The organism is Pseudorhodoplanes sp. (genome assembly GCF_035565855.1).
GTDB lineage: Bacteria > Pseudomonadota > Alphaproteobacteria > Rhizobiales > Xanthobacteraceae > Pseudorhodoplanes.
The window spans coordinates 1-18,114 of sequence record NZ_DATMRX010000129.1; the positions used below are offsets into that span (position 1 = coordinate 1).

The 18,114-nt window shown below is 62.7% G+C and carries 16 protein-coding genes; 8 read left to right on the top strand and 8 right to left on the bottom strand.

Going from position 1 to position 18,114, the window contains the following annotated elements:
- The 8 genes from VN004_RS07210 to VN004_RS07245 all read right to left on the bottom strand — a co-directional run.
- Nucleotides 1-443: hypothetical protein (locus tag VN004_RS07210; RefSeq protein WP_325608436.1), on the bottom strand; the 443-nt coding region annotated here is incomplete at its 3' end.
- Complete coding sequence (locus VN004_RS07215) at nucleotides 440-1,018, bottom strand: hypothetical protein (RefSeq protein ID WP_325608438.1); 579 nt, start codon at nucleotides 1,016-1,018, stop codon at nucleotides 440-442. The genes VN004_RS07210 and VN004_RS07215, both read right to left, overlap by 4 nt.
- Nucleotides 1,019-1,104: 86 nt before the next feature.
- Nucleotides 1,105-2,052, bottom strand: a complete 948-nt coding sequence (locus tag VN004_RS07220; RefSeq protein ID WP_325608440.1) for a glycosyltransferase family 2 protein — start codon at nucleotides 2,050-2,052, stop codon at nucleotides 1,105-1,107.
- A complete protein-coding gene (locus VN004_RS07225) occupies nucleotides 2,045-2,866 on the bottom strand; it encodes a class I SAM-dependent methyltransferase (RefSeq protein ID WP_325608442.1) in 822 nt (273 codons plus the stop codon). Before VN004_RS07225 ends, VN004_RS07220 begins: the two co-directional genes overlap by 8 nt.
- Before the next feature lie 83 nt (nucleotides 2,867-2,949).
- Nucleotides 2,950-4,308: a hypothetical protein gene (locus VN004_RS07230; protein ID WP_325608444.1), complete on the bottom strand. Its 1,359-nt coding sequence runs from the start codon at nucleotides 4,306-4,308 to the stop codon at nucleotides 2,950-2,952.
- A gap of 35 nt (nucleotides 4,309-4,343) precedes the next feature.
- On the bottom strand, nucleotides 4,344-5,705 hold the full coding sequence (locus VN004_RS07235) for a hypothetical protein (RefSeq protein ID WP_325608446.1): 1,362 nt from the start codon (nucleotides 5,703-5,705) through the stop codon (nucleotides 4,344-4,346).
- A gap of 65 nt (nucleotides 5,706-5,770) precedes the next feature.
- Nucleotides 5,771-7,177 (bottom strand): hypothetical protein, encoded by a 1,407-nt coding sequence (locus VN004_RS07240; RefSeq protein WP_325608448.1) that lies wholly within the window; start codon nucleotides 7,175-7,177, stop codon nucleotides 5,771-5,773.
- Nucleotides 7,178-7,180: 3 nt separating this feature from the next.
- Entirely contained in the window at nucleotides 7,181-8,401 is a 1,221-nt protein-coding gene (locus VN004_RS07245; protein ID WP_325608450.1) for a hypothetical protein, read from the bottom strand.
- Between the two features lie 449 nt (nucleotides 8,402-8,850).
- On the opposite strand from VN004_RS07245, the gene VN004_RS07250 reads away from it, so the two are divergent.
- From VN004_RS07250 to VN004_RS07285, 8 genes are all read left to right on the top strand, one after another.
- The gene (locus VN004_RS07250) at nucleotides 8,851-10,653 is read left to right on the top strand and encodes an ABC transporter ATP-binding protein (protein WP_325608452.1); all 1,803 of its coding nucleotides are present in this window, start codon (nucleotides 8,851-8,853) and stop codon (nucleotides 10,651-10,653) included.
- A complete protein-coding gene (locus VN004_RS07255) occupies nucleotides 10,653-11,741 on the top strand; it encodes an N-acetylneuraminate synthase family protein (RefSeq protein WP_325608454.1) in 1,089 nt (362 codons plus the stop codon). Before VN004_RS07250 ends, VN004_RS07255 begins: the two co-directional genes overlap by 1 nt.
- Complete coding sequence (neuC, locus tag VN004_RS07260; RefSeq protein WP_325608456.1) at nucleotides 11,734-12,900, top strand: UDP-N-acetylglucosamine 2-epimerase; 1,167 nt, start codon at nucleotides 11,734-11,736, stop codon at nucleotides 12,898-12,900. Before VN004_RS07255 ends, neuC begins: the two co-directional genes overlap by 8 nt.
- A 71-nt stretch (nucleotides 12,901-12,971) precedes the next feature.
- Nucleotides 12,972-13,931, top strand: a complete 960-nt coding sequence (locus VN004_RS07265) for an NAD(P)-dependent oxidoreductase (RefSeq protein WP_325608458.1) — start codon at nucleotides 12,972-12,974, stop codon at nucleotides 13,929-13,931.
- A complete protein-coding gene (locus VN004_RS07270) occupies nucleotides 13,928-15,493 on the top strand; it encodes a thiamine pyrophosphate-binding protein (RefSeq protein WP_325608460.1) in 1,566 nt (521 codons plus the stop codon). Before VN004_RS07265 ends, VN004_RS07270 begins: the two co-directional genes overlap by 4 nt.
- An 8-nt stretch (nucleotides 15,494-15,501) precedes the next feature.
- Complete coding sequence (locus VN004_RS07275; RefSeq protein WP_325608462.1) at nucleotides 15,502-16,503, top strand: Gfo/Idh/MocA family oxidoreductase; 1,002 nt, start codon at nucleotides 15,502-15,504, stop codon at nucleotides 16,501-16,503.
- A 4-nt stretch (nucleotides 16,504-16,507) separates the two neighbouring features.
- Complete coding sequence (locus tag VN004_RS07280; protein ID WP_325608464.1) at nucleotides 16,508-17,248, top strand: acylneuraminate cytidylyltransferase family protein; 741 nt, start codon at nucleotides 16,508-16,510, stop codon at nucleotides 17,246-17,248.
- Nucleotides 17,245-18,114 (top strand): polysaccharide deacetylase family protein (locus VN004_RS07285; RefSeq protein ID WP_325608466.1); only part of this gene is annotated, 870 nt, incomplete at its 3' end. The genes VN004_RS07280 and VN004_RS07285, both read left to right, overlap by 4 nt.

Genomic DNA, 18,114 nt, shown 5'->3' on the forward strand with positions numbered 1-18,114 from the left:
GTCGCCTGAAGCATCGGAATCAAGGGTGGGTAGCCATACATCAGGGTTCTGCGGATGTCGGCGGGGATCGTATCGAAGCGGCATGTGTCGACACCCATCATGATCATGTAGCCGGCGTCGCCGCTGGTCGTGGCCACGACCGGAAGGTGGAACAACGCGAGTGCCACCAGCCATGACAGCAGGGGCACGAGGAGTTCGGCCGCCTCAAACCTCTTGTGAAAGCCGCTCGCGACGATGAGCGCCGCACCGAGCGATGCGAATGCGATCCCCGCGGCTGTGAACGGCGCGGCGATCCCGAACAGCAGCATGGCGAAGAGGATCCATGCCCACAGCGCCGTACCGAGGATCAATCCGCCGCACGCGGCCATGAGACGTTCTTGCCAAACGAGGCGCAGGAGCGCGTAGCCGACGCACAGGGAGGCCGTGAAAACAAATGCGATCACGACGCGGTCCCCCGCGTTGCGTTCAAACGGGGGAGAGCACTGGACGGGACCACATAGAGTCCCCGGGCGCCGCGCATCAGGTAGACCTTGGAGACAGGTTCGCGCGGCTGCAGAAAGAACGCGGTGGCCTGCTGTCCGACGTTCTTGCTGGCGGGATGGCGGACTCGTGGAAAATAGCGCGTCGACCAGGCCGGCAGTTTCGAGAGTTCGGCCTCCTCCGCGCCGGACAGCGCCGGCTGATACGGCTCCTGGCTCGCTTTGATGAATGTCAGCCGGTCCAGCAAGTCCGCATCGATGAGACCATCGGCCGCCACTATGGCGGCGCCCGGATAACGGGACTTGAGGGCGAAATAAAAGTCGAAGCCGCGTTCGCCCGCTGTCGTCTCCAATGCGCCAGCCCGCGCGCGGGGCAGAAGCTCGGAATCGAACCACGCGTGTCTGAAATCGCGCAGGAGTGTGAGGGTAATTGCCGACATCACGAGATTGGCGGCAATCGCGAAGTATACGAATTGCCGCGGCGTGTACCCGCTCAGCCGAACCAGCGTTTCGCGTGCGAAGCCAAGCAATCTCGCCATGCAGCCACCTTCAATGAAGTGGCCGTAAGAGGCCGGACGGCATGGAAGACGGGCAGCGTCTGGAGGCTTGCACCATGCTCTTTAATTCACGAATTCGCGTCCGTTACGGACGTTTTCCGAAGCTCTGACGTTTGTGATCGGGGCGGCGCATCGGTCTGGCGGGATGTCAGTTGCGACAGCCAGAACTGGCTGATCTGGTCTGCGATCAGGCCCAGCATGCACAGCAACACACCGATCGTTGCAACCAGCATCCCGGCGACCGGAAAGCCCCTTTGTGCATGCAAGGCGATGGTTATTCCGTAGCCAAGACCGATGACCAGAAGGACCAGGCCGAGCCGGAAAAAGATGCGCATCGGCGCAAACAGCATCACCAGCCGTATCAGCCGGCTGATGGCGGCAAATCCGTCCTTCAGGCGAACCTTGCTGGTGCCGATGCGCGGGTCGGTCTTAACGGGAAAAAAGGCGATGGGATAGCGGCGCTCCACGAGCAGCATCGTGGTCGTGAGGCTGGCCGAATAGCGTTGCGGCAGCAGCGACAGATAAGCGGAAATGACGTCGCGGCGGAAAATGCGCAGTCCGCAGTTCAGGTCCGATCCGACCTTGAGGTCGAAGGTTCGCCCCACCGACCTGATGACGAACTTGCCGAGCGCTCTGACAAGCGATGCCGAGACATTCGATCGTTGCCCGATGACGGCAGCCAGTCGCTTTTCTCTGATCAGTTGATACATCGCGAGCAGGTCGGAGGTGCGATGCTCATTGTCGGCATCGAACCAGGCGACATATTCTCGCGTGGCCGCCAGCATTCCGGTGCGAAGCGATGCGCCATATCCGCGATTGAACGGATGCCTGATGCATTCGACGGTCGGGAACTTGCTGATCTCTTGCGCCGTGTTGTCGCTGCTGCCGTCATCGACGACAATGATCTGTGCGTCAGGAACGACCTGCGTCAGCTCCGCCAGGACCTTCGCGATGCCCCCTTCCTCGTTGAAGGCGGGGATCACGATCGCCAATGCGCTTGCATCATGTTCAGTCATGATGGCTCGTCTTGCGCGCGACAACATACAGGACATCGAATGTAGGCACGTAAAGGCATCTCCTGCCGACCCAAGACGTGCTCAGGCCATCGACCCACGATTGCGGGATCAGTTCCGGAAAGACACGACGCGCCTTATACAGGATGAAAGCCGAATTTGCCCATTTCCCCTGCGAAACGGAAAACTCGACTTTCAGGCCCAGCCGCTCGAACAGGCGTCTCAAATTCCCGATGTTAAAAAATCCCAGATGTTCCGGCGGGGTCATGAAGGCCCAGCGGCGTCCCAGCAGCTTGGCCGTGAGTGCGCCGTAGTCCGGTGTCGACAGGGCGAGGATCCCGCCGGGCCTTAACTGAGAGGCCAGCCGTTCCAGAGTGCCAACGGGGTCGCCGAGATGCTCGACCACATCCCATGCCGTGATGGCGTCGAGTTCCGGCAGATCGTCCGGCAGCACATTCGCCGGGGAGCTTGCATAGAGCCGCTTTTCGAGATCAGGCTGAATGTCCTTGGCAAGATCGATGGCCTCTTGCGAGTAGTCACATCCGTAGGCGGTGTAGCGATCCTTGATCTGCTCGAGGAAAAGACCGGTCGCGCAACCGAAGTCGAGGACCTTCTTTCCCCGCGGAAGGCCTGCCTTGTCGAGCAGCCGCGCGCGGCGGGATTGCTCGCGGATCTGTGCCTCATCGTTGCGGTATTTCGACTTCGCGAAATACTGCTCGCCGTAAATGGTCCGAAGCGTGTCCTCGGACGGCAGCGGGTCCACCTGCAAATAGCCGCAGGCGTCGCAGGTAAAGAGCCGGCTGCCGCGTACCTCCATGGTGAACCGGCTGCGCGACGCGCATAGCCGACAGGCGCAGGACTCCTGTCCTGCCGCATCGACGACGTTGGGGCGTCTGTCTGTCATGGCCGCCGCTGGATTTCCTCTCGCAACGCCGTCCGTACGCGTTCGCCCGCGCGGCCATCGTCGTTGCCGACCCAGTGGGTGAGGGCCTGCATGGCTGCGTCGGGCAGTTCGGCTGGCAATGGTGAGGCAGCATCGAGCTGCTCGCATGCCAGTCGCACCAGATCGTCCGGCGAGGTCGCGCGGTGCACCGCAGGGCCGACGTCGATCACCAGGGGACGCATGCGTTCGTCCTCGGCCTCGGCGAATTGCGGGACGATGACCGGCTTTCCCGCCGCCAGCGCCTCGAGCAACGCTGTCGTATTGAAGCCGATCACGACGTCACTCTCGCTGATCAGCGGAAACGGATCGCCGCCCGAGACGACGCTGAGATTGGGAGGCAGCGCGTCGCCCGTGGTGTTGAGAATACCGAGGATGTCCTCGACCCGCCTCGAAAAGGCTTTGGTCTTGATGACCACGCGCGTTTGCGGCCGCTGGCGCGCCAGTTCGACGATGGCGGTGTGGGTGCCCTCGCATAGTTTGGTCCAGGCGAGTTCGGCCCATTCGCCGTCCGCGTCATCGATCCGGGTCCGCGCTTCGGTCACCCGTTCGGTCGCGGTCAGTTTCTCCTTCCGCCAGAAGGAGAAAAACAGCACTTGCTGGGCGGGGCTGTCGCGCGTGATGCCTGCATTGGCGCGCCGCCAGCGATGGATGCGATCGAGCCGCGGCATGCCGGTGACGTCGATCTGGCTGCGATCCGCGACGCCGGTGTCGGCCTGAAGGTCGCGCTCGGTTGCGTTGTAAACGAGGATCCTGCTGCCCTCGAACGCGCCACGGGTGCGGTAAATCGGGCGCCAATATTCCACGCGCGCCGGGCTTTTCACGTTTTCCTTGTGCAGGACCACAAGCGGCGTTCCGTTTTCCTTCAGCGCGGCCCCGAACTCGCGCTGCGCGAAATATCCGAAATTCGCGGAGATTACGGCGTCGATTTTCTGGATCGATCGCAGGTGTTTCCACATCGCCGACAGAAACTGGCGATAGGCAAGCTTGCTCCCCTCGATGCGGGGATCATCGCTCGCATAGCGCTTGTTGTTGAGCTGCGGCGCAAGGAGCGCGGATGCGCAGGCCTTCAGCGCATAATTGGGCCAGCAGACAACCTCGAATGCGTCGTCCGTAAGGAGGCTTTCCTCGATGTCCTCGAGAAAGCCGGGCTTGTTGAGATTGAGCGCCAGGACCCGGAATCGGGCGCGGCCCTGCTGGGCTGGACGGTGACCCGGAAGCGGTTCGATACAGAATGAGAGAAGCCGCGCGGCGAGACGCGGCTGGCGCCAGCGCGCGAGCAGATGCAAGGCCGGGTACAGGACCAGCTTAAGCCGCATCGGTCGCGCCTCGATGAGCCGGCATCATTGCGATCTCATGCGCCCATGATCTCGCGCCGGATCGCTTCATAGGCGCGGCGAGCCGCCTGGCCGTCATCATTGCCAACCCAATATCGCAGGATCTTTTGCACATTGGGGTGCAGCTCCATTGGGGTGACCAAGGGCTTTTCGGCGTGTTTGCTGATGAGCAGTTGCAGCTGTTCGGGCGTCTCCGCGTATTCGACCGCATCGCCCAGATCAATTACGAATTTCTGCAAGTCCGGATCAACCGCTTCGCCGAAACGCGGGACGATGACAGGCTTTCCGAGCGCGAGCGCTTCGAGAAGTCCGGTCGTATTGAAGCCGACCACTACGCGACTTGCCGAGAGCGGGCCGAACGCGTCACCGCCGGTCACGACATGAATATTCGAGGGCAATTCGCCGTCGCCGGAATGCAGCATCTGCTGCAGCTCCTCGTTCTGGCGGGTGATGCCCTTCGTCTTGGCGGTGATTTGAAAATCGGGCCGCTTGCGGGCGAGTTCGAGGATCGCCCGGTGGGTATCGATGCAGAACTGGCCCCAATCCTTGTTGAGGCCGGACTCGACGGGAATCTTGTCGGAGCGCGAGAATGAAAAGAACATCACGCGCGCCGGACTGTCGTCTGCCTCGGGACCTGCATGCTCGCGCCGCCAGCGATGGAGGCGGTCCAGCCGCGGCATCCCGGTGATTTCCACCCGGTCAGGGCTGACGATGCCGGCGTCCAGCTCGAGGTCGCGCTCCATTTCGTTATAGACGAGAATGCGCCGCCCGCCGAACGGGCCGCGTCCCTCCTTGTAGATCTGACGCCAGATCTGCCGCCGCTCCTCGGTGGCGGCGTTCAGGTTTTCCTTTTGCACGATGATGAAGGGCGTGCCGAGACTCTCGAGGGCGAAGGCCATCTCGCGCTGAATGCAATAGCCAAAATTCGCGGAGATCACGGCATCGATCGGCCGCATCGCCTGATGGCGGCGCCAGACCGCAGTCAGGAACTTGCGATAGCGTGGTTTCGTCGCTTCGATTGCGGGATCATTCGTAACATAGGCGTCGTGTCGCAGCGAGCGATCGAGCAGGACATCGGCCATCGGCCTGATGGCGTAATGCGGCCAGGTCACGAGCTCGAATGTCGTGTCGTTGCGAAAGATCTCCTGGATGTCGCGGAAAAACTCGTCCTTTCCTGAGTTCAGCACCAGGATGCGTCGCGATCTTGTCCCGGATTGCGGCGTGTCCTGGCGATAGAGTGGCCGGGGCATCCCGACCAGAACGCGCGCGGCAAGCCACGGAATCCGCCACCGTGCGGCGAATTCAAGGAATTGCTTCAGCGTATCCTTGTGCTGCAGGACCTTAACGAGCGTGTTCTTGTATCGCTTTATTCGGCGCATTATCGCTACGAGCCGTGCGGCATGTTCTTTGTGGGATGCCCGTTGGTGTTGGGGTTCGCTGGCATCTACCCGGCGGCCCTCGCCATGCCGGCGGCTTCCTTCAGGATTGCATTGGACGAACCGGCGCGCGCCGCGTCCGAACGCGCGATTTCGCTCCGGACTACGGCGAGAACGCGTTCACCCGACGCGCCGTCGTGATTGCCGACCCATTGACGCAACACGTCAATCGCAACGTTCGAGAGAGGCTGTGGCCGGGGTTGCTCGTCGAGATGATGTGCGATGAGGCGGCTGAGGTCCTGTTCGGACTGCGCCTTGTGAACGGCCTCGCCGAGATCGATGATCAGTTCGCGCATGGCAGGATCTTGGGCCTCCGCGAAGTCAGGAACGATGACCGGCTTTCCGGCCGCAAGCGCTTCGAGAAGCGCCGTCGAATTAAACCCGACGATGACCCTGCTGTCCGCAATCAGATCGATGGGGTCTCCGCCCTTCACGATCTCGAAATTGGGAGGGAGGTCCTCCTGCGTGCTGCCCAGCATCTTCAAAATCTCTTCCAGCCGGACCGACTGAGGCTTGGTTTTCATCACCACCCGGACGTCAGGCCGTGAGCGGGCCAATTCGATGACCGCGCGGTAGGTGCCTTCGCAGAGCATATTCCAGTTTCGCCTGCTCCATTCCTCGTCGCTTTCGATACGCAGGCGTGCGTTCGAAACGCGTTCGGTCGCGGTCAGCTTTTCCCGCTTCCAGAACGCAAAGAACAGGAGCTGGAGGCGCGGTTCGGCGGGCGGGTGCGTCCGTGCCCGGTGCGCCCGATCGAGGCGCGGCATGCCGGTGACGACAACATCCGATGGATCGGCGACGCCGCTTGCAACCTGCAGCCCGCGTTCGGTTTCGCTGTAGACGATGATCTTGCTGCCCTCGAAGCGCCCTCGCGCGCGATAGACCGGCTCCCAGTATTTGACCCGGCCCGGGCTCTTCACGTTCTCCTTGTGCAGGGCAATGAAGGGTGTGCCAGCCGCGTGCAAGGCGGCGGCAAATTCGCGCTGGTTGTAATAGCCGAAATTGGCGGTCAGGACCGCGTCGATCTTCCGGTAGCGCAGGACGTGCGACCAGAGCGCCGACAGGAATGCGCGATAGCGGACCTTGGAAGCCTCGATGGCCGGATCATCGGTGTCGTATTTCTTGTTGCTCAGTTCCGGGGCGAGCAAGGCCGCCGAAAAAGAGGTCAAGGCAAAGGTCGGCCAGCTGACGAGCTCGAAGTCGGCTGCTTCGCCAAAGCTCGCGGCGATATCCTCCCAAAAGCCCGGCTTGTTGAGATTGAGGACCAGCACGCGATAACGCGCAGCCGCAGGTTTCGGCAAGCCTGGCACCGGCTCAAGATTGCGCGCCAGAAGCCAGGCGGCGAAGCGCGGGCGATTGTGCTGCGCCGCATTCCGCAGCAGCCATTTCTGCAGCGTCTTGAGCCGGAAGGCCATTGCTCAGCCGACACGCGCCAGTGGCGGCGCAATGACGTCCTTGATTGCCCGATGCACGCGGTCGCCCGCAGCGCTGTCCGAATTGCCGACCCAGTATTCCAGGACCTGCGAAACAGAATCGTCGAGTTGGGCCGGGACATCGCGCGGGTTGTCGATATAGTCCGTAATCATACGGATCAGGTCAGCTTCGGACTGCGCATAGACCGCGGCATTATTCAAATCGATGATATTGTCCCGCATCGCGCTGTCCTGCGCTTCGCCAAACCAGGGCACGATGACCGGCTTGCCCGCGGCGATCGCTTCCAGAAGCCCGGTGGTATTGAACCCGACCACGACGCGGCTTTCGATCATGAGCGGGAAGGGGTCGCCCCCTGTCACAAGCTTCAGATTGGGCGGCAAGGTGTCGCTCGCCGATTGCAGCATGAGCAGGATGTCGTCCTTCTTGCGGCGCTGACCCTTGGTTTTCACGACGACCGTAATATCGGGGCGGGCGCGGGCCAGTTCGACCATCGCGCGATGGGAGCCTTCACCGAGCTCCATCCAGCCGAGCTTTCCCCAATCGCCGTCCATCGCCTCCATGTTTCCCTCGATCTTGGCCGAAGGCTTGCGCTGGATGGCGGTGAGCTTCTCCTGTCTCGCAAATGCGAAGAACAGGACCTGCGGCCGGGTATTCACGGCCGACGGGCCGGCATGGTCGCGCCGCCAGCGATGGATACGGTCGAGGCGGGGCATGCCGGTGATGACGACTCGATCAGGGGAGGCGACGCCGCTTTCAATCTGCAGGCGCCGCTCGATCTCGTTGTAGACGAGGACCTTGCGACCGGTGAAGGGTCCCCGGCGCTCCTTGTAGAGATGCCGCCAATATTCGACGCGGCGGGGAGGGCGCACATTTTCCTTGTGGAGCGCGACGAAGGGCGTACCGAGCTCCTCCAGCATCGCCGCGAATTCCCGCTCCGCGCAGTAGCTGAAATTGCCGGTGAGCACGACATCGATCGGCATCAGCTTTGCGAAGTGCAGCCAGGTCTGCCTGAGGAAATCGCGATAGGCGTGCTTGGTCGCTTCGATCTTGTCATCGACGCTCACGTAATAATTGTGGTCGAGCGAGGGCGACAGGATCGGTGCCGCGAAGGCTTTCAGGGCAAAGCTCGGCCACACGACGAGTTCGAAATCTCGGGTGCCGCGAAAGCTTTCCTCGACGTCTTCCAGGAAGCCCGCACGTGCCATGATCAGCGCGCGATGCGGAGGTTTCCCTTGCGAGCGGGCGCGACGGCGCGAGATCAGAAACAGCAGCCAGGCCGCGAGCCGCGGTTGCCGAAACCGGGCACATTCCCTGAACAAGAAATAGAAAACGGAGTGGGCGAACATGGCCTTTTGCGCGGACGCGGGAACGGCTCAATCGGCGCCTGCCGACGGCAGGGGTCGGGCCCTCGGTCCTGTGCTTAGGCGAAGCCGGGAAGCCGCGCAACCCGCATCACCGGGACTCCACGGCGCCTCTGATTCGCCGGAAATGTCGGATACTAAAGAGAGAATCGCCTTTGCCGCGAACTTTGTGGGGTTGACTTGCCGCGTCGCCGAAGCGTAATGCTTGCGCCGCATAGGGTGGGGTTGGGGCTCTGCTGCCGATGGCAGCGCGGCGGCGACAAGCTGTACTCTCACCCCCCATGTCACGGCGAATGCGTCGGCATTCCCGCATTGCGGAAACCATCGTGAAGAACGCGGCCCGTAAAGACGTCTACAATCTGGCCGGCTTCTTCGCCGTATACCGGCCGCTTATTTCACAGCGTCCACGTCTTCTTATCGCAGCGGTATTTCTGAGCTTCGCGGCCGCCATCGCCGAAGGTCTTGGCCTCGCCATCATCTATCCGATGCTCGACAGCGTGGTCGGCAGCGACAAGCTGCAGGGCCCGGTTTGGGATGTGCTGCGCAAAATCGCGGTGAGCATTTCCGGGACGTCGGTGACCGAGGGCCTCCTCATCCTCGCGATCGTGATTTTCTTCTTCAAGGCGCTGCTGCTGGCCCTGAATACGCTCACGGTCACGCTGTGGATCAACCGGCTGCAGGAGGACTGGCGGCTGGCGGCGCTCAGCCACTACCTTTACGGCCCCTATGAGACGATCGTCGGCGAGCGCCGCGGCAAGATTCTTCAGAACATTCTCGGCGAGACCGGGACCGCAGCCAAGGGCGCCGAACAGCTCCTGGCCCTGGTCACGAAAAGCGTCTTTTCCATCGCGCTGGTCGGCGCGCTTTTCCTCCTGAGCTGGAAACTGACGGCAGCCTTGCTGGCCGCGGTCGCCGTCATCACCGTCCTGATCCGGCCGCACGTCCTTCGCCCCATGCAGCGGCTTGGCAAGAAGCGCATGGGCTCAAAGCAGGCGATGATGGCTGTGACGGCCGAACCCATTTATTCCGCCAGCACCATCAAGCTACTCGGCGTCGAAAGCGACGTTCTCGAGCGCCTGAAACGGCCACAGCGCAAGCAAACCCGTGTGAGCGTCCTTATGGCGCTCTACACAAAAGCGCCGTCGCTGTTTGTGGAATTCATCGTGGTGGCGGCGGTCGCGGTCATCTTCCTGGTGATGGCGCGCGGATTTGGTATTCCCTTTCGCGAAGCCGCACCGCTGATCGGCGCCTTCGCGATCGTCTGCTCGCGATTGCTCAATATCCTCAGCGGCCTGTTCAATATGCGGCTCAACCTCGAAACGGTCGGTCCCGCATTGGACCTCGTCAAACGGCTGGTGCAGGACCACGCGACGGAAGATGCCGTCACGCGCGGCGTCGAGCTCAAGAAAGTCGACAGCGACATCACGTTTCGCAACGTCACGTTCGGCTATATCGAAGGCAAGCCCGTCTTTACCGACTTGTCCCTGGTTTTCCCGAAGGGAAAGGTCATCGGTATCGTCGGTCCGACCGGCGCCGGCAAATCCACCATCGGTTATCTGCTCGGCCGGCTTTATGACCCAAGCTCGGGCTCGATCGTGATCAATGGCCGCGACATCCGGGATTATTCGCTGCGATCTCTGCGGGCACGGATGGGCTTCGTCGAGCAGACGCCGGCAATCTTCAACGGTACGATTGCCGAAAATATCAGGCTCGGCGCCCCTTCGGCCACCGACGCGGACATTCAGGAAGCCGCACGCGCTGCCGGCCTGCATGATTTCATCCTGACCCTGCCGGAGGGTTATGACACGGTCGTCCGCGACCAGGGTTCGACCCTGTCGGGCGGCGAGCGGCAGCGTCTTGCCATCGCGCGGGCGATCGTGAGACGTCCCGACGTGTTTCTGTTCGATGAGGGAACGAGCGCGCTCGATGCCAAGACGGAAGCTGCCGTCCAGGCATCGATTCAGGCGCTTGCCGGCGAGGCGACCGTGATTGCGATCGCCCATCGGATCAGCACCCTCAAGAACGCCGATCTGATCTATGAAGTGCTGCCGGGCGGCAAGGTTGTCGCTCGCAAATTCGACGAACTCGCCGCGTAATGTCCATCACCGCTTTCCAGTCAGGCAGCGCGAGCCGCGGCTCCGCCAGTTTCGCGATCGACGGCCGCCCCGTCGGCGGCGGACAGCCGCCATACCTGATTGCCGAGGTGGCTCAGGCCCACGACGGTTCGCTCGGCTTTGCGCATGCCTTCATCGATGCCGCCGCGGCCGCAGGCGCTGACGCCATCAAATTCCAGACCCACTTCGCCGACGAGGAATCGACGCGCGACGAGCCGTTCCGGGTCAAGTTCTCCAAACAGGATGCCACGCGTTTCGATTACTGGAAGCGCATGGAATTCACCGACGAGCAATGGGCGGGGCTCGCCGACCATGCGCGCGAGAAGAAGCTCGCCTTCATCAGTTCGGCATTTTCTGCACGCGCGGTGGAATTGCTCGAGCGCCTCGGCATGCCCGCCTGGAAGGTGGCGTCGGGCGAGGTGCTGTCACCGGGTTTCCTGCAACGCATCGCGGCGACCGGCAAGCCGGTCCTGCTCAGCACCGGCATGAGCCCGTATGCTGAAATCGCCAAGGCTTTCGACATTCTGGCCGGCACCGGGGCAGCGGTGGCGATCCTGCAATGTACCAGCCGTTATCCGACCGCCCTGCAGGATGTCGGCCTCAACGTGATCGATGAACTGCGCCGCCGATTCGGCTGTGTGGTCGGCCTGTCGGATCATTCCGGCCAGATCTATCCCGCGATGATCGCGATGGCGCGCGGCGCCGACCTGATCGAAGCGCATATTACGCTCGACAAGCGCATGTTCGGGCCCGATGTCTCCTCTTCGCTGACCGTTGAGGAATTCGCGATGTTGTCGGCGATGCGCGACTCGATCGCCGTTATCGACAGCCACCCCGTCGACAAGGATGCGATGGCGGAGGCGATGAAAGGAATGCGCGAGCTGTTCCAGAAGTCGGTTGCCCTGACGCGGCCGCTTCCGGCAGGGACCGTTCTGACGCGCGACATGCTTACGACAAAAAAGCCGGCAACCGGCATTCCCGCAGCGGAAATCGAACGCGTCGTCGGCCGCCGGCTGGCGCGCGATGCGGTCTCCGATCGGGTCCTGAATTGGAGCGATCTTGATGAGTAAGGTGCGTGGCCGACGCAAGGTTTGCGTGGCGATCAACAGCCGGGCGAATTACGGGCGTATCAAGTCCGTGCTGCAGGCGATCCGCGAGAATCCGAAGCTGGAATTGCAACTGATTGTCGGTGCGTCCGGCCTGTTGCAGCGCTTCGGCAGCGTCGTCGACGTGATGCGCAAGGACGGCTTCGAGCCGAATGCGACCGTCTACAGCATCGTGGAGGGCGAGACCCCGACCACCATGGCGAAGTCGACCGGGCTCGCCATCATGGAGCTTGCGACGCAGTTCGAGAACCTGAAGCCGGACGTCGTGATCACGGTGGCCGATCGCTTCGAGACCATCGCCACCGCCATCGCCGCGAGCTACATGAATATCGCCGTTGCGCACACGCAGGGCGGCGAGGTCACCGGATCGATCGACGAGAGCGTACGTCATGCCGTGACCAAGCTCTCCCACATTCATTTCCCGGCGACGAAACTTGCGTGCGAATACGTCATCCGGATGGGCGAAGACCCGTCGACCGTGCATTTCACCGGCTGTCCGTCGATCGACGCTATCGCATCGCTGGATCTATCGTCGCCCGGAGACATTTTCACGCGCTATCGCGGCGTCGGCGCGGACTTGAATCCGAACGAGCCCTACATCGTCGTGTTGCAGCATCCGGTGACCACCGAATACGGGCAGGGCTTGCAGCAGATCGAAGAGACCCTGAATGCGGTCCACAAGATCGGCATGCAGACCGCATGGCTTTGGCCGAACGTCGATGCGGGGTCTGACGACGTGTCCAAGGGCATCCGCCGGTTTCGCGAACAGCATCAGCCCAAGAAGATCCATTTCTATATCAACTTCGCGGTCGAGGATTACGCCCGGCTCATCAACAATGCAGTCTGCCTCGTCGGCAATTCGAGCTCGGCGCTGCGTGAAGGTGCGTTCCTCGGCGTTCCGGCCGTCAATATCGGCACGCGGCAATCCGGGCGCGAACATGCCGAAAACGTCATTCATGCGCCTTATGATCGCAACGAAATCGAAGCCTGCATCCGCAAGCAGATCGCGCATGGCCGCTATCCGCGATCGACGATGTTCGGGGATGGCAAGGCCGGCGAACGGATTGCGCAAATTCTCGGTGAAGCCGAACTTCGCATCCAGAAGCAGTTGCATTACACATAGTCTTAAGCGCGATCGCGTGGCGCGGAGACCCGCGATGCGATCGCATATCTCCAGACTTTGCGGAGCGTTCGATGCCGGGGGGCGGCTTTACCATCGTTTATCTGGGCGCGCCTGAAGGCGCCGAGGCCGCCCGCGCGATCTTGCCGGCCGGCTTCACCGTCACGCATCCGGAGCACGCGCCCGAGCCCGTGGCTCTGGCGCTTCGCGATGCCGACGCGCTGCTCGATGCATCCATGAAAGTGCCGATCGACGACGGCATGATCGCCAATGCGCCGAAGCTGCGCATCATCAGCTGTGCGACGACCGGCTCGGACCACATTGCGCGCACGAAACTCAACGAACGCGGCATTCAGGTCCGAACCCTGCGCGAAGACGGCGAACTCCTGCGCAACATCACGCCGGCTGCCGAGCTGACCTTCGCGCTACTCCTCGCTTGTGCGCGGCGCCTTCCGGCTGCGGTCAAGGCGGTGCAGCAGGGGAGCTGGATACGGGAGGATTTTCCCGGCCTGATGTTGAACGGCCGCCGGCTGGGTGTTGTCGGGTGCGGTCGGATCGGCGGCTGGATGGCGCGCTATGCCCGCGCCTTCGGCATGGACGTGGTCGGCTATGACCCGTTCGTGAGTGCGATGCCGGCGGAGATTCGCCCCGTCATGCTGGAGGAACTGGTCGAGACCTCCGACGCCGTGACGGTGCATGTGCATCTGAGCGATCAGACGCGAGGACTGATTTCGGCCGACCTGTTTCGCCGGATCAAGCCGGGTGCGATCTTCCTTAACACCTCGCGTGGTGCGATCGCCGACGAGAAGGCGCTGCTCGAAGCGCTTCAATCCGGTCGGCTGTCGGCGGCCGGACTTGATGTCCTCGACGGGGAACCGGACGTCCAGGATCATCCGCTGCGGCGCTATGCCGAGACGCATGACAATCTCCTGATCACGCCGCATTGCGGCGGCTTCAGCCCGGATGCCGTGCGGGTCGTTTGCCGGCGTGCCGCCGAAAAGATCCGCGATCACCTTCAGGGCGTGGCGTCATGAGCCAATTGGCGCGATTGGCCGAAGAAATCGCGGCCAACGGCACTGGCCCCGTTTTTGGCGTTCCGGGGAGTGGCGCGACGCTGACGTTGATCGATGCGCTGGAAAAGCGTGGTCGCGAATTCATCCTGACCCATTTCGAAGGCGCGGCCGCGATGATGGCCGGGACGGTCGGGCGCCTGAGCGGACGTGCGGGCCTCTGCCTGTCCATCAAGGGGCCGGGCGTGACCAACATGCTTCCGGGTCTCGCAGTCAGCAGCTTCGAGGCCTTTCCGCTGGTCGCGATCGCGGAGGCTTATGGCGCCGGGACGCCACCTGCCAAAGCACATAAGCGCATCGACCAGGCCGCGCTGACCGCGACCGTATCGAAGGCCATCACGCAATGGACGAGCCAGAGCGCGCCCTTCGCCGCCATCGCCGCATTGGCCGAGGCGGAGACGCCGGGTCCTGTTGTGCTGGAACTGGCGCAGCCTGAACCGGCGATGCCGACGGCGCTGCCGGAGTCCGGCAAGGCTGAGTCCGGCAAGATCGAGTCCGCTGGAGCGGGTCCGGTCCGCGATCTCCTGCGCCAGTCGCAACGGCCGATCGTAATCGCAGGGACCCTGGCGATCCGGCTGAATCTGTCCGACCAATTGAATTCCCTTCGGGTGCCGGTTTTCAGTACGGCCGCGGCCAAGGGTGTCGTCGACGAAATCGGACCGTTCTCGGCCGGCGTCTATACCGGCGTCGGTCTCGAGCTCAGTCCCGAACACCATTTGCTGAAAGACGCGGATCTCGTGATCTGTATCGGCATGAGGCCGAACGAGGTGCTGGCCACCAAGCCTTTCGGCGCGACGGCTGTGAATGTGGCGGCTGTCGCGGAAGCCGGTGACGAAGCGTTCGGTTTCCAGGCCGTTGCAGGCAGCAGGCAGGCGGCCGAGATCCTCGACGCATTGCAAGGCAGGGAATGGGGTGCGGATCGCGTGGCCGCCGCGATGGGCGCGTTGCGCCGGGCACTCATCTCGAACCAGTTTCTTCCGGCCCATGTGTTCGATCGTGTGCAAACGCATTTCGCGGGCGCGGTGCGTGGCGTGTTCGACACCGGCTATTTTTGCACGATTGCCGAACACGGCTGGCACGCCCGGACAGCGTCGCAGTGTCTGATGTCCGGACAGGCGCGCTACATGGGCACCGCGATTCCCATGGCGCTTGGCGCTGCTATCCATGATCCTTCGGTGCCGAATGTCGCCTTCCTCGGTGACGGCGGCATCGGTCCGTTCGTCGGCGAGGTCAAGATCGCGGTCGAACGCCGCCTGCCGCTGCTGTTCTGCCTTCTGACCGATGGCTACCTGTCGTCGATCCGGACGCGTTCGCTGCAGGACAAGCTGACGCAGCAGCCAGTCCGGATCAGCCAGCCGTCGTGGTTACGCGTCTTTGAAGGCTTCGGCATGCCGGTCTTCCGGGCTGAGACGGAGGACGGCGTTGCGGCGGCGCTCGCAGCGTGGAATCCGGCGCAGGGGCCTGCCTTCCTTGAGGTGGCATTCGAGCCGGATTCCTACGAAGCTATGGTCAAGGGCATCCGCTGATTACGGCCATGAGTGACAAACATATCCTGATCATCGGCAGCGGCAGCGTCGGCAAGCGCCACGCGCGCAATCTCGCCGCGCTGGGTTGCCGCGTCTCCTGCATGGATCCGCGCGCCGATCGTCGCGAGGAAATGAAGTCCGAGGTCGCGCTGGTTGGCAGCTTCGCCAGCGAAGCCGATGCGTTCGAGGCCGCGCGTTACGACGGCGTGGTGATCGGTTCGCCGCCGCATGTGCATGTGGCGCAAACGATCCAGGCGCTCGAGGCGGGCTGCCCGGTGCTGCTCGAAAAGCCGGTTTGCCCCGATCTGCAAGGCGCGCTCCGTCTGAAGGACGCCGCCGACCGCAGCAATGTGCCGCTGCTGATGGGCTATACGTGGCGCTGGTGGCCGCCGCTCGCCGATGTCCGCCGCCGGCTGGCCGAGAATGCGATCGGCAAGATCGTCCACGTGCAATTCCATATGTCCGCGCATCTCGCGGACTGGCACCCCTGGGAGCGCTATCAGGATTTCTTCATGGCGCAGCGCGAGCAGGGCGGTGGTGCGCTGCTGGATGAAAGCCACTGGATCGACCTGATGCTGTGGCTGTTCGGAATGCCGAAGTCCGTCAGCGGCCGGATCGACAAGATCAGCTCGCTTGAAATCGTCAGTGACGACAATGTCGATCTGATCTTCAGCTATGAGAACGGTCCGCGCGTCACCATGCATCTCGACTTGTACGGGCGCCCGCACGAGAAATTCATCCGGTTCGTCGGAGAAGGCGGCACGCTCTTCTGGTCGGCCGATCCGAACCAGCTGTCGATCGGCCGCAGCGCGACGTCGGACTGGGACCGGACCGGATATAGCTGCGAACGCAACGACATGTTCGTCGCGGTCGCCCGCGAATTCCTGTCTGTGCTGGACGGCGCACCGGTCACGACCTGCCGGCTGGAGGACGGTGTCAGAGTGCTCAGGGTGGTCGAGGCCGCGCGCGAGGCCAGTCGCGAGAGCCGGACCATCGGCATCCAGGGATAGCGAGATGGCGCTGCACGGACAGACTGTTTTGGCCGTGGTCCCCGCGCGTGGCGGATCGAAAGCGATTCCACGAAAGAACCTTTGCCAGGTTGGCGGTCTGTCGCTGGTCGGACGGGCGGGGCAGGTCGCGGCCTCCTTGCCGTGGATCGATGCGCGGATTCTCTCCACCGATGATCTAGAAATCGCGGAGGAGGGGCGCAAACACGGACTCGATGTCCCGTTCATGCGGCCGGACGAATTGTCGGGCGACCTCGCGAATTCAATCGATATGTGGCGGCACGCCTGGCTGGAAGCCGAGAAGCATTACGACAAGCGCTTCGATATTTCGGTGCTGCTGGAACCAACGAGCCCGTTGCGGCATGCCGAGGACATCACCGCGACGGTCGAATTGCTGCTCGCCGGCGACCACAAGGCAGCCGCGACCGTCAGCCCGGCGCCCGCGCATTTCACCCCGCATAAATGCCTGACCGTCACCGACGGTCTGATCGGCTTCTTCCACGAGGCCGGCGCAAGGCACAGCATCCGTCAGACCATCCCGACCTATTATTTCCGCAACGGCATCTGCTACGCGGTGCGCCGCAAGACGCTGGTCGAGGAGGGAATCATCCTTGGCGATCATTGCGCGGCGAACATCATCGATCGTCACATCGTCAACATCGACGAGCCGTTCGATCTTGAACTCGCGGAGTTTCTCCTTGAGCGCGAAGCGCGGTTGAAGTCCTCCGGAGGCGCTGCCGCGCGATGACCCACTCGACCGCGTCCCGCCTGCTCTTCGTCAATTATCACTACATCCGCGATCCGAAGGCTTATGCCTTTCCCGGTATCCACTCGCTCGCCATGTCCGCGTTCCGCGAGCAGGTGGAATGGCTTCGATCAAGATTTCATTTCCCGTCGCCTGACGAAGTGGAAGCCTTCCTGCTGAGGCGCGTGAGCCTGCCGCGTCCGAGCGTTTTCCTGACATTCGACGACGGTCTCGTGGATCACTGGGAAGCGACGCGCGAGGTGCTCGACCCCTTGGGTATCCGCGCCGGGTTTTTCGTGTGTTCGCGTCCCGGCACCGAAGGTCGCGCGCTCTCCGTCCACAAGGTTCACTGGCTGCGCGCGCATACCGAGCCGTCCGCCTTTGCGGCCGAGTTCTTCTCTCACGTGCCGGAAGACCTGAAGCCGCGTCCCGATGCGCCGTGGCTCGCCGCCGCGAGACAAACCTATGTCTACGACACCGAGGCGGCGGCGCAGCTGAAATATGCGCTGAACTTCGTCCTGCCGAGCGCGCTCGTGGACGCCATCACCTCAAAGATGATGGCCGCGCGCGGCATCGATGAACGCCAGTTCTGCGACGAGACGTATATGTCGCGCGCGCAATTGCGCGGTCTCGTTTCGGCTGGGCATGTGCTGGGCGTGCACGGGCATTCCCACGAGCCGTTCTCACGGCTTGGCGATGACCTGTTTGCAGAGATCAGGACGAATTACGAATTCCTGACGGATGCGTCCGGCATCAAGCCGCCCTGGGTGTCGTATCCCTATGGCCGCAAGGACGCGATCCCGGCGCCGGAAGCCCTCGAGCGGCTGTTCGACGATTACGGTTTCCGGCTGGGCTTTACGCTGCTTGGC